The organism is Streptomyces echinoruber (assembly GCF_014651135.1).
Classification (GTDB): domain Bacteria; phylum Actinomycetota; class Actinomycetes; order Streptomycetales; family Streptomycetaceae; genus Streptomyces; species Streptomyces echinoruber.
This window is the reverse complement of the sequence record NZ_BMWH01000056.1, coordinates 1-11,164: the sequence shown is the minus strand read 5'-3', so window position 1 is coordinate 11,164 and position 11,164 is coordinate 1. Positions and strand designations below refer to the sequence as shown.

Annotated in this window: 11 protein-coding genes; all 11 read right to left on the bottom strand. The window is 73.7% G+C overall.

Features of this window, described 5'->3' with window-relative positions:
* The coding region (locus IE225_RS32020; protein ID WP_190061175.1) for a hypothetical protein at window positions 1-427 on the bottom strand (427 nt) is incomplete at its 3' end.
* 204 nt (window positions 428-631) lie between these two features.
* Entirely contained in the window at window positions 632-1,588 is a 957-nt protein-coding gene (locus IE225_RS32015; RefSeq protein WP_190061174.1) for a thiopeptide-type bacteriocin biosynthesis protein, read from the bottom strand.
* Between the two features lie 11 nt (window positions 1,589-1,599).
* Window positions 1,600-2,739, bottom strand: coding sequence for a lanthionine synthetase C family protein (locus tag IE225_RS32010; RefSeq protein ID WP_190061173.1), 1,140 nt, complete (start codon window positions 2,737-2,739; stop codon window positions 1,600-1,602).
* Window positions 2,736-5,765: a lantibiotic dehydratase gene (locus IE225_RS32005; protein WP_229880201.1), complete on the bottom strand. Its 3,030-nt coding sequence runs from the start codon at window positions 5,763-5,765 to the stop codon at window positions 2,736-2,738. The genes IE225_RS32010 and IE225_RS32005 overlap by 4 nt, the downstream gene beginning before the upstream one ends.
* An 83-nt stretch (window positions 5,766-5,848) precedes the next feature.
* The gene (locus IE225_RS32000) at window positions 5,849-6,043 is read right to left on the bottom strand and encodes an FxLD family lanthipeptide (RefSeq protein ID WP_125499604.1); all 195 of its coding nucleotides are present in this window, start codon (window positions 6,041-6,043) and stop codon (window positions 5,849-5,851) included.
* Between the two features lie 68 nt (window positions 6,044-6,111).
* On the bottom strand, window positions 6,112-7,359 hold the full coding sequence (fxlM, locus tag IE225_RS31995; RefSeq protein WP_190061172.1) for a methyltransferase, FxLD system: 1,248 nt from the start codon (window positions 7,357-7,359) through the stop codon (window positions 6,112-6,114).
* 322 nt (window positions 7,360-7,681) lie between these two features.
* Window positions 7,682-8,914: an acyl-CoA dehydrogenase family protein gene (locus tag IE225_RS31990; RefSeq protein WP_190061171.1), complete on the bottom strand. Its 1,233-nt coding sequence runs from the start codon at window positions 8,912-8,914 to the stop codon at window positions 7,682-7,684.
* Window positions 8,915-8,997: 83 nt separating this feature from the next.
* Complete coding sequence (locus IE225_RS31985) at window positions 8,998-9,642, bottom strand: GAF domain-containing protein (protein WP_308432578.1); 645 nt, start codon at window positions 9,640-9,642, stop codon at window positions 8,998-9,000.
* Window positions 9,639-10,298 (bottom strand): GTP-binding protein, encoded by a 660-nt coding sequence (locus IE225_RS31980; protein WP_190061170.1) that lies wholly within the window; start codon window positions 10,296-10,298, stop codon window positions 9,639-9,641. The genes IE225_RS31985 and IE225_RS31980 overlap by 4 nt, the downstream gene beginning before the upstream one ends.
* Window positions 10,276-10,710, bottom strand: a complete 435-nt coding sequence (locus IE225_RS31975; RefSeq protein ID WP_190061169.1) for a DUF742 domain-containing protein — start codon at window positions 10,708-10,710, stop codon at window positions 10,276-10,278. Before IE225_RS31975 ends, IE225_RS31980 begins: the two co-directional genes overlap by 23 nt.
* Complete coding sequence (locus tag IE225_RS31970; protein ID WP_229880202.1) at window positions 10,707-11,153, bottom strand: roadblock/LC7 domain-containing protein; 447 nt, start codon at window positions 11,151-11,153, stop codon at window positions 10,707-10,709. The genes IE225_RS31975 and IE225_RS31970 overlap by 4 nt, the downstream gene beginning before the upstream one ends.
* Between the last annotated feature and the right edge of the window lie 11 nt (window positions 11,154-11,164).

Sequence of the window (11,164 nt, the reverse complement as noted above, 5' to 3'; positions counted from 1 at the left end):
GCGCGCCGAGCCACGCGGTGATGCGCTGCCAGGCCTGCGTGACCTGCCGGGCCTCGATCTCCTCCATCGCCGGATCGCGCACCGGTTCCGGCTCCGGTTCCTCGGGGAGGGGGACGCCCGGTTCCTCGTAGTCGAAGGCGACGGGGCGCACCGGCCGGATGGAGTCGATGCGGACCGTGCCTTCGGCTGCCGTCGGGGGGCCGTAGACGTAGGCGATGTCGACCTGCGTGCCCTGCCCGTTCTCGCCGGTGGAGATCCGGGTGTGGTAGAGGGAGGGCAGGCGCGTGGCCTCCCCGAGCAGGGGATCGTTCCGCAGGTCCCGGCGCAGGCGTTCCACGGCGGCTTCGATGCCGTGGACTTTCCTGGCGTGGTTCTGCCACGCGTTCTCCGCTATCTCGACGGTGACCGGGCGCGCTTCGTCGCTCACCGGCGCCCCCCGTCCCGCCTCGCGTCGACGGTACGGCACCGGAGCGGCCGTGGGAGGGAGAGGGAGACGGCGCTCCGACGACAGCTGTCGCCGGGCACGTCCAGGGTGCCGTGGGCCTCCTCGGCCTGGCGGGCAGTTGGTAACACGGATTCCGTCATGGCGCCATTCTGTTCACTGGAGAGGGCGTCGGCGGAAGGTGTGCGCTCACTGGCTGAGAATCGCCCCTCGTGCGGCTCGCGCCCAGATGGCCTGTTGGCGGGGGGTGAAGCCCATGCGGTTCCAGTGGAACAGGACGTGCCGGGCCAGGATGCCGCGCAGTCCCAGCCCCAGGCGGCCGTCCCGGGCGGCTGCGGCCAGGGCGCGGGCGCCGTGTTGCATGCCGGTCGTCCAGGGACGGAGCGGGGCGAGCGGGCCGTCGGCGAGGGCTTGGGAGGGGTCGAGTAGCAGCAGTCGTCGCAGCGGCTCGGCCATAACCTCCACCTTGCCGACGGGCACGTCGTCGGGCAGGGGGCGTCTGGCCTCCACCTGCCCCCACACGTCTCCCTGCTCGCCCCACTCCAGTCCGGCGGCTCGCAGGAAGAGCGTGGTGATCAGCAGGGAGGTCGTCTTGGCGTCGGGGAGTGCGGCGGTTCGGTCGGTGACGTGCCGGTGGTAGTCGAGGACGCCGTCGCTGTCTACATGGAAGAGCGCGTGGGTGATCGTCATGCCCTCTGTTCCGCCGAACGCGACGGTCTCCGGCTCGTAGAGGGAGGGCGACCATTCCTTGACGGCGCCGCGGGACACGGCGGTGTCGAGGGCCTTCGTGACGTGTGCGACGGTGTCTTCGATCCGGGTGTGCAGGGGTGGGTGGACGCGCAGGCGCCAGCAGGGGTGCTTGCGCACGAACCACCATGCCCCGACGGGCTCGCTGCGCAGAGCCGGCAGGAGGTGGGTGCGGAAGGCGTCCTCCGCGGTGCGGTGGTCGGCGAAGGTGATGTAGGTCTGGTACCAGCCGGTGGTGCGGGTGTCGAGGGCGGCCCGGCCGGCGGCGCGGTAGCGTTCGACGGCCTCGGCCAGGCGGGCGGGGGGCGTGCCGGCCTGTCTGGCGGCTTCCTCGATCGGTGTGCCGCCGAGGACGGACAGGACGGCGCTCTCGGTCGCGTCGATGTCGCGCTGCTCCACGGTGTGTCTCCTCAGACGAGCAGCAGGCAGGCGTCCCAGTCGGTGCCGGCTTCGGCTCCTGGTTGGGCGCCTTGGAAGGCGAGGGTGGCGCCGGCCGTGCCTTGGAGGAAGCCGGGTTCCTGGGGCGCCTGAGTGGTGAGGAACCGCTGGGATGCGCGGTGAAGCCAGTCGGTGAAGGGCTTCGGGTCGTCGGCGTCCTGGGCGACGCGCTGGACGGTGCGCAGCAGGCCGCCCAGGCCGTGGCACAGGCCGCGGGTGGTGAGCCGGTCGAGCTGGTGGCGGTCGGCCAGGCAGTACAGCAGGGCGCGTTCGGCCATGCGTTTGCGGTCCGTGTCGCCGAGGGCGAGGGCGGCGAGTTGTTGGGCGCGGACCAGGCCGGGGGTGCCGTAGCACCAGGACGGGGCGGCGGGAATGGCGGGGGCGGGGCCTTCGTCGCTGATCCAGCGGGGCCAGCGGGTGCCGCGGTGGTCGCTGCGCCGGATCTGGTCCAGCCAGCGGCAGATGCGGGTCAGGGCGGTGTCGTGGCCGTCCACGGTGATGCCGCGCCGTTTGGCCAGGGCGAGCAGGGCGAGGGGGCCGGTGATGCCGTGGGCGAGGCCGGCGTTGGCGTGGCCGCCCGGGGTGGCCGCCGAGTTGATGGTGGGGGCGTGGCCGACCCACCAGCCGGGCCGCTGCCGGCCGTCGGGCGCGGTGAGAGGTTCGGTGAGCCGGACCAGGTACTCCAGCACGCGCCGCAGCTCGTCGCCGTCCGGGCGGCGGCGCAGCAGGAGGGCGCCCAGGCCGGTCAGGCCCCGCAGCAGGTCGTACTCGGCGAAGGCGGCGTAGCGGCCGTGGTCGATGCGGGCGTGGGCGGCGGCGAGGCGACGGCGGGTGTGGGCGGCGACGACGTGGTCGAGGGTGTCCAGGGCTGCCGCGTACCGGGTGCTGCCGGCGGCGGCCAGGTGCAGGACGTACGCCATCGCTGGTGCGCCGAGGAACAGCCCGGCCTCGTCTCCGTCGATCAGCGGATGGACCTGGGCGAGTTGCCGGTGGACGACCTGCCAGGAGGTCAGGCCGCGGTGGGCGCGGTCGATGTGGAGCAGGGCGATGCCGAGCGGGCCGTGGGCGAGGGACTGCCGTTCCGCCAGGGTCGTCGGCGGGGTGGTGGTCACCGCGGGACTCCTTCGGTGCGGCGGGCGAGGGACAGAGCGGCGGTGCGGGCGAGGCGGCGGCAGGCGGCTTCGGCGTCCGGAGCGATGCCTGCCGCGCGGTTGTGGTGCATGTGCAGCAGGGACGGCAGCACCGTGGCCGGGTCGGTTCCGGCCGCTTGGAGGGCGTGCCGGTATGCGGTCAGGGCGGCGCGGCGCCGCGTCCACGCCGCGGCCGCCTGGTCGCCGCGCGGCAGCGCCCGGACGGCGGCGTGGCGGGGGTCCGGGGCGGCGAGTCGCACGGCCAGGTCTTGGAGGTCGCGGGGGGCTGCGTCGCCCTCGTTCTGTGAGAGGTTCGCCGTCAGCCACGCCCATGCGGTGGTGGGTGAGCCGAGGAAGGCGGTGGCGATGTCCACCAGGCTGGCGGCGGTGACGGCCGGCCGGTGACCGGCGGGGACGGGCAGGGCGAGCTGGGCCAGGGCGGCGGCGGAGTCGGCGGCGAAGACGTGCTCGGCGGCCTGCAGGGCGGGGCCGGTGCCGTAGCGCCCGGTCTCCGGCTCGTCGGTGTCCCACTGCACTCGTTGGATCAGGCCCTCGGCGCGCAGCTCGGTCGCCCAGGCGGCGACGCGTCGGGCCGCGTGGGCGAAGGCGTCCGGGGAGGGTAAGCGCAGGCGCAGGCGCAGGTGGCTGTCGGGGTCGGCGTAGCGGGTGAACCACCAGGCGGGTGCTTCGTCTTCCCAGTCGTGCAGCAGGCGCGGCAGGTGGGCGGTCAGCACCTCCGGGGCGCGGTCGGCGTTGCCGTACAGCTTGAGGTACGCCCAGGCGGAGGCGCCCGGCAGCCGGCCGGAGGTGCGACCGATCACGGCCGTCGTCCGCCAGGCGGGTGCGGGGGCGGGTGGCTGGTCGGCGGCGAAGGGGACGGTGATCTCGTGGACGCGGCCGATCCAGCCGAACGCGTCGTCCGGGGGTGCCTCGTGCAGCACGACGGTGCCGTGCCGGTCCAGCTCGGCCTGCAGGAGCTGGACGTGGTCGGGTTCGTCGAGGTCCAGGCGCAGCCGCCGGTCGTCGCTGCCGACGTGGACGGTGCGCGGGACGCCGCGGCGGATGCGCCAGTCGGTGAGGCGGAAGGCGAAACTCCCGCCGTCGACGAGATCACGGGCGCCCAGGCGCCAGCAGGCGGCGGACAGGACGGTGCGCCCGACACGGATCCCGGGCAGGAACGGCAGCCGGGCCGCCGCGCCCCAGGTGAAGGGCAGCATGACTGCGGTGTGACTGCGGTGCAGTTCGCACATGAAGCGCGCCAGCGGGTGGGTGGCGTGGCTTGGTTCGACCGCGTTCATCACCGACGGCTCCACCGGCCGGCCGGTGGACAGCGAGACCAGGCAGAAGCGGTGGGCGTCGGCGACGACGCCGAGATCGTCCAGGTCGAGGGCGGCGTCGGGGTGGTGCTCGCCGACGGACACCACGGTGGGGAGGACGGCCGGGGCGCGGGCGACGTTGTACGTCGTCCGCCGCAGCGGCGGGCTGGAGACCTGGACGCGGGTCGCGCCGGCGGTGAGCGTCGGCAGGCCGGCGTACGCGGCGATCATCCGGTCCCGGTCCGGCCGCTGGAGCTGAGGCAGGAAGCGGCCGGTGGTCGTGCCCGCCGACAGGGACAGTCCGACCGTGGACAGGGTGAACCGGCCGCGTTCCAGGGCCTGCAGGGAAGGGGACAGCACGGTGAAGCACAGCTCGACGTGGGCCGGGACCTGGTCCGGCGCGCCGAGGGACAGCGCCTCGATGTCCTCCTCGCCCAGCACGACCTCGCGCCGGTCGTCGAGGGCCGCCTCCTGGGCGAGGGCGAGGAGGTGCTCGTCGCGGCGGCCGGCGGCCAGGACCGGACGTGGCAGGACGGTGCCGCGGTAACCGGCGGGGAAGCCCAGACCGGTGTCCGGGTCGGCGAGGTCCCGCAGGGGGACGATCGCGCCCATGCTGTAGCGCTCCAGGAAGCGCGCCCGGTAGTCCTTCCAGGCCGGGGAGCCGTGCGGGTACGGCGTGATCCGGGCCATGACCGCCAGGGCGCGCTCGGCCTCGCGGATCACGGTCTGCGGCAGGACGATGTCGCACTCCGGCCGCAGGTCGACGGCCAGGCCGTGGTCCGTGGCGCCGCTCAGGGCGCGCATCCGCGTGGTGGCCCGTGCGCGCAGGGCGCGTTGTTCCTCCGGCGGCCCGCTGTCGTGGCGGGCCAGCAGGGTGTGGATCTGCCGCAGTTCCCTGGCCGTGTCGGGGGCGGTGCCCGCGGTTTCGAGCTGTGTGACCAGGTGGCCGAGGGCGTCGGTGCACGTCATGGGGGCGTGCAGGCCGGTCAGCAGCACACGGTGGGCGACGAGGCTGCGCAGCATGTCCTCGATCACGCCGGGCGGGGTGTCGGGGTAGTCGCCGGACAGCTTGGCCGCGAGGTCGCCGACGGTCAGGGGCGTGCGGGCCACGGCGAGCACCGCTTCGACGGCGGGTGTGCGCCGCAGCGTGGTGTCGGCGGGACCATCGATGCCCGGCTGGTGCTGCACGGTGACGTGGCCGCCGCGGACGGTGCAGGCGGGGTCGGCGACGACGTGCAGGCGCCGCAGGACGTCGGGATCGCGTTCGAGAGCGGTGACGACGCCGTGGAGCCAGACCGCGTCGGCCCGGGCGAAGGCGCGGTGGCCGGTGCCCCACCGGACTCGGGCGGTGCGGCCGATGCGCACCGGGGCCGCTCCGGCGAACAGCCCGAAGGGGGTGGCGCGGTGCCGCATCCGCAGCAGGTAGCGGGCCAAGGAGACGACCGTGCGCCGCACCGCCCGCGGGCGCCGGCGCTCTCCGGCGAGCACCTGCCGGACGGCGTCGGCGAGGGAGGGGGAGGCGACCTCGATCGCGGCGGCCACGGACTCGTCCGCCCAGACTCGGGCCGTCCACTCCCGCCACCGGCGGACGTCGGCGTCGGTGTCGCCGCTCAGGTCCGGCCATGCAGGAAGTGCCGCCGACGGCGCGAGCACCGATGCTCTGATCATGCATGCGTCGACTGCGTGATACATGGCTGTGCCTCCTTCGACGTCGTGGTGGTGCGGGGGCCGGGCCGGCGGCGGGCACGGCACGGCCCGGCCCCCGCACGGCGGGATCAGCCGCCGATGCAGGTGCTGTTGGAGCAGGCGGACTGGCAGGTGGAGGTGCAGCCGTCGCTGGTGTCGTTCAGCAGCGATCCGAGTACCGGGGCGGAGGCGACGGTCTCGATACGCAGGTCGAAGTCCGCATCGCCGTCGGTGCCGAAGTCCGTGGCGGCCTTCAGCGTGGTGCCGGTGGTCTGTGATGCCATCTCGTTCTCCTCGACTGGAAAGAGGCGGGTGGATGTGCCTGGCAGACCTGGTCGCGACGCTGGCGGCGTCACGGCCAGGAGATGGTGATCCGCGTGTGCGGCCGGTCGATGACACGGCCCGCGGGGAGCCGGTCGTCCGGCGTCCCCGCCGGATGGACCTCGATGTGGGCGCGGTGTGCGCGGTGGTCGCGGTCCCACGTCCGGATCTCCTCGACCAGCCGCTCGGCGACGGCCCGGGCGCGCGGCCCGTGGCCGATCGCGCCCAGCTCGTACCGGTCGGGGTCGTTCGTGGGACGCACGGTGCGGTAGGCGAAGCTGTCGCCCTCCACGAGGGTGGGAACGCCGAGCGGTGAGGCGGAGGCGACCAGACCGCGCTGCCGGGCGGCGGGCTTGGCCGCCATCAGCGGAAGGTCGTCCAGCGCGGTGGTCAGCCACAGATCGAGGTGTTCGTTGGACTCGTCGCCCGCGAGCGTCACCCCCGACCACGCCTCGGCGCGCGGGGTGCGCAGCGCGGCGCGCAGAGCCTCGGTGTCGGGCTCGGGGTGGCCGTCCAGGCGCAGGGCGATCTCCTCGCCCTCGGCGTCGTGCAGGACGGCCAGGCGCATGCGGTTCTCGCCGGCGCCCTGCATCGGGACGAAGCCGCACAGCTCGAACCCGTCGCTGACCAGGCGCTCGCCGTCGCGGACGAAGGCGACCGTGCGGGTCATGCCGCGCATCCGCAGCGGCACCACCAGCCGTCCGCCGTCGCGGAGTTGGTGCACCCAGGCCGGCGGAACGTCGGCTGCCTGCACGGTGACGACGATCCGGTCGTACGGTGCGTGTTCGGGGACGCCGTGCTCACCGTCGGCGGTGACCACGGTGACGTTGTGGTAGCCGGTCGCCTTCAGGAAGTCCCGCGCGCGCCGGGTGACGTCCGGGTCGATGTCCACCGTGACGACCTGACCCTGCTCTCCCGCCATCTCGGCCAGGTAGGCCGCGTTCACGCCGCCCGAGCCGATCTCCAGGACGTTCATCCCCGGCCGGATGTCGGCCTGTTCGATCTGCATCGCCTGGATGCGGGCGGCGGACACCGAGCTGACGTCCACACCGGACGCGTCGGTCTTCGTCACGGCGACGTATTCGGCGTCGTAGGCCTTGGCCACGTCCACGCCGGGGGTGGCCAGGTGCCGGGGGACGGCCCGGAACGCGGCCACGACCCGCGGGCTGCGCGCGGCGCCGAGTTCGATGAGCCGCCGCACCATGGCGTCGCGCAGCTCCTGTTCGGAGCGGGGAGCGGGTTCGCTGTCGTCGGGCGTCGTTGCGGGGGCGTTGTTCACGAGCGGTCTCCTTCTCGACGTCGGCGCGCCGAGGGGTCGTGGGCTGGTGTTGCTGTCTGCCGGTCACACCGGCTTCAGGTGACGGGTCTGAGTCGGTTGGCTTCATCCGGGTGCGAGCGAAGCCCCTTGGGGGACGGTCCGGCCCGTTCCCGGGGCGGGTGTGGTGCCGGGGTGGGCTTCTGATGTGCGGCGGCCCTCTCCCGCGGGTGTCTCGGTGCCCTGCCGCCGGGAGGGGAAGACGGGAAACACTCCCGGCGGCAGGGGCTGGGACCCGCACGCGGCAGCGAGGAAGCGGGGGGACCGTCGCCGCCGCGCGCGGGAGTCACACGGTGCTGGGATCGGGCTGCGGCCGGCTGTCGCCGCCGGTGAGGAGTCGGGACCACTGCACGGGGGTGTCGTGGAGCACGGTGTCCGCGAGGCGGATGCGTTGGACCTCGCCGGTTCCGGCCGGCGCGTAGGTGCACTGGATGTCGCGCCACAGGCGTTGCAGGGGATAGTCGGTGGCCAGGGCGTGGGCGCCGTGCAGTTCCATGGCGTCCTGGCCGGATTCGACGGCCCAGTCGTGGCCGAGGTACTTGGAGTTGATCAGTTCCGCGTCGCAGGGCTGCCCGGCGTCGAGCAGGGCCACGGCCTGGTAGGTCAGGGTGCGGGCGGCCCGCAGCCGGGCCTCCATGGCGCCGAGTCGGTCGCGCAGGACCGGCAGGTCGTACAGGGTGCCGTCGTAGCGCCGCCGCTGTCGCAGGAAGCGGGTGGTGAGTTCCACGGTCGCTTCGTGCAGGCCGAGGCTGACCGCGGCCAGGTTGGGCCGCCCGTACAGGATGCTGCTGCTCTGCGCCACGCGCATGCCCTCGCCGACCCGGCCGAGCACGTTGGCGGCGGGGACGCGCACGCCGTCGAGGTCGAGGCGGCCGAAGGAGAAACCGTGCAGGCCCAGCGCGGGGCGGTGGGGCCGTACGGTCAGCCCCGGCCGGTCGTGCTCGACCAGGAACGCCGTCAGCGCGCGTGAGGTGCTCGCCCCGGGCGGCGCGGTGCGGGCGACGACGACGTGCACGTGGGCCAGGTGGGAGTTGCCGACGTGCATCTTGCTGCCGGTGATCACCCACTCCTCGCCGCTGCGTTCGGCGGTGGTCTGCATGCCACCGAGGTGCCCGCCCGCCTCCGGCTCGGTCACCGCGATCGAGAACAACGCCGTCCCGCGCGCGGCCGGCGGCAGCCACCGCCTCTTCTGCTCGTCGTTGGCGAAGTGCAGCAGCGCGGCCACCGGGATCAGGCCGGCCTGCAGGATCGCGGCCGCCGCCCCGGACACCGCGGCGAGGCGGTGGATGAGAACGGTCTTGGCGACATGACCGGCGCCCATACCCCCGTACTCCTGCGGGATCGTCACCCCGAACCAGCGCCGCTCACCGAAAATCAGCGGGACGTCGCGCTCGACCCGGTCGGGTGAGTTCTCCATGCGCGCCACGAGCGGGGTGATCTCGTCGCGGGCGACGGCGTCGGCCTCCCGGTGCAGCGCCTCGTGGTCGGAGGCCAGGTGTGGGCTGGGCGTGATGGGCATGGTCGTTCCCTCTCCCGGTGTGGTCGCAAGACGGGGCGCGGCCGATCCGCGTGCGGGGCTGTCCCGAGGACGGTCGGGGTGGATCAGGGACGGGAGGTCCTGGCGCCGATGGCGTCCATGACCTGGCTGCTGGTGGCCGTGACGATGTCCCGCAGCCGCCGAGCGTCCTCCAGGGGGCGCGGTTCGGGGTCGATGATGCAGACGGTGCCCAGGACGATGCCGCTGTCGGCGTGGATGAGGGGTGCCCCGAAGTAGCTGTGGATGCCGACGGCGTCCACCACCTGGTTGCCGGAGAAGCGGTGGCTGGCGTGGACGTTGTGCAGCGGCAGGGCGCGTCGGCGCTTGACGACCTCCGGGCACCAGCCGTGCCGTCGGCTCATCGTGCGCCCGACGATCGGGTGCCCGCTGTCGCGCGGCGGGTTGTGCAGGCCGACGAAGGTCTGCTCCGCCAGGAACAGGTTGACCATGCCGTACAGGAAGCCCGCCGAGACGGCCATCCGGGTGGCGAGCTCGTCGAAGGCGGGATCCGGCCCGACGGGTAAGCCGAGACGCCGGACGAGGTCGATACGCGCGGTCAGCTCCGCCAGCTCACGCGCTGTCTCCCCACCGGCTGCTCCGGGGCTCGGCGGGATGAGGGCGGGAGGCGGGCTGATGGCGTCGGCGGGTGCCGCGGTGCCGGACGTGGCCTGTGTCGGCGGGAGTTGGAGGTGCGGTCGGTCGGTCATCATGCGTCCAGGAGGGCGGGGTCGGTCGGGCGGGTGGATTCGGCCGGTGTCGTGGACAGGGCATGGCCGACCAGGGCGAGCAGGACTCCGGCGACCGAGGCGGGCACGCGGGCGTCGCAGGCCAGGACGGGCACGCCGCGGTGCAGGCCGAAGGCGTCGCGGATCTCGTGTTCGGGATAGCGGTGGGCGCCCTCGAACTCGTTGACCGCGACCACGAAGGGCAGGCCGATCTGCTCGAAGAAGGTGACCGCCGTGAAGCTGGTGTCCAGGCGGCGGGTGTCGGCCAGGACGACGGCCCCGACCGCGCCGTGGGACAGGTCGTGCCAGATGTCCAGGAACCGGTCCTGCCCCGGTGCGCCGAACAGGAACAGCTCCAGCGGCACCGGCACCTCCAGGGTGAGGCGGCCGAAGTCGAAGGCCACCGTCGTGGTGGTCTTGCCCGCCACCCCTTCCAGGCGGTCCGTGGCCGCGCCGGCCTGGGTGAGGTACTCCTCGGTGGTCAGGGGCGGGATCTCGCTGACGGCCCCGACGAACGTGGTCTTGCCGACGCCGAAGCCGCCGGCGACCACGATCTTCAGGACGGCGGGTCCGCTCGTCTCCCGGACGGCGGTCTCGGCACCGGCCGGTGCCGACGCTTCAGACGGCCTGGGGATACGCATCGGACCACCTGGCCTTGAGACCGGCAAGGGTTGCCTCCAACAGTTGTCTGCTCGGGCGGGGCCCGATCAAGGGGTCGGACGACGCGGTGTAGGCGGTGGTGACGGGCACCACCAGGGCCCGCGCGTCGAGCAGGTCCGAGACGAGGATCTTGACGGCGCTCACGGGGCGGCCGAGGGTGCCGGCCAGTTCGGTGACCGACCGCCGCCGCCGTCGGCACAGCGTCAGGATCTGCTCGCACTCGTACGGCAGGGCGGGGCCTGCGCGGCCGGGGCCCGGCTCCAGCACCGTCTCCAGGCTCAGCGTGTGGCGGGGGCGGGTGCGGCCCGCGGTGAGGATGTACGTCCGGACGAACGAGGCCGTCTCCGTCACGTCCTCGGTCCTCGAAAGTTCGTGCCCGGGGCGCTGGGTCATCGGGAACCGTCGTCCTGTCGCACCGCGGTGACCATGTGGGACGCGAACCGCTGGACCAGGCGGTCCATCTCGAAGCCGATGTTGCCGACGTCCGCGTCGGGCCGGGCGATCACGCCGAGCACCGTGTCGACCACTCCCCTGGTGTTGCCCGGGTGGTTGGTGAAGGCGCTGCTGGTGCCCGCGCTCGTGACGAAGAAGAGGCAGTCGTCGCGCTCGATGATGATCTGCCGCGGGGCCAGTTTCCCGCCGGTCGGGCCGGTGAGGTTGGCGGCCAGGGAGGACAGGCCCGAGACGGCGGCGGCCATGGCGTCGGCCGGGTCCCGGGTCATCTCGCTGTACAGCAACTTGATGCCGTCCCGGGAGGCCAGCAGGGCGTGCGTGACGCCGGGCGTGTGGGCGACGAACCGGTCCAGCAGCCACGCCATGCGCCCCTGCGGGGTCAGGTCGGCCGGAG

Bases quoted from the DNA above. Each gene is read 5' to 3' on its own strand.
- IE225_RS31985 (WP_308432578.1), bottom strand. From the start codon at position 9,642: ATGATGACCGACCGACCGCACCTCCAACTCCCGCCGACACAGGCCACG.
- IE225_RS32005 (WP_229880201.1), bottom strand. From the start codon at position 5,765: ATGTATCACGCAGTCGACGCATGCATGATCAGAGCATCGGTGCTCGCG.
- IE225_RS31990 (WP_190061171.1), bottom strand. From the start codon at position 8,914: ATGCCCATCACGCCCAGCCCACACCTGGCCTCCGACCACGAGGCGCTG.
- IE225_RS31980 (WP_190061170.1), bottom strand. From the start codon at position 10,298: ATGCGTATCCCCAGGCCGTCTGAAGCGTCGGCACCGGCCGGTGCCGAG.
- IE225_RS31975 (WP_190061169.1), bottom strand. From the start codon at position 10,710: ATGACCCAGCGCCCCGGGCACGAACTTTCGAGGACCGAGGACGTGACG.
- IE225_RS32000 (WP_125499604.1), bottom strand. From the start codon at position 6,043: ATGGCATCACAGACCACCGGCACCACGCTGAAGGCCGCCACGGACTTC.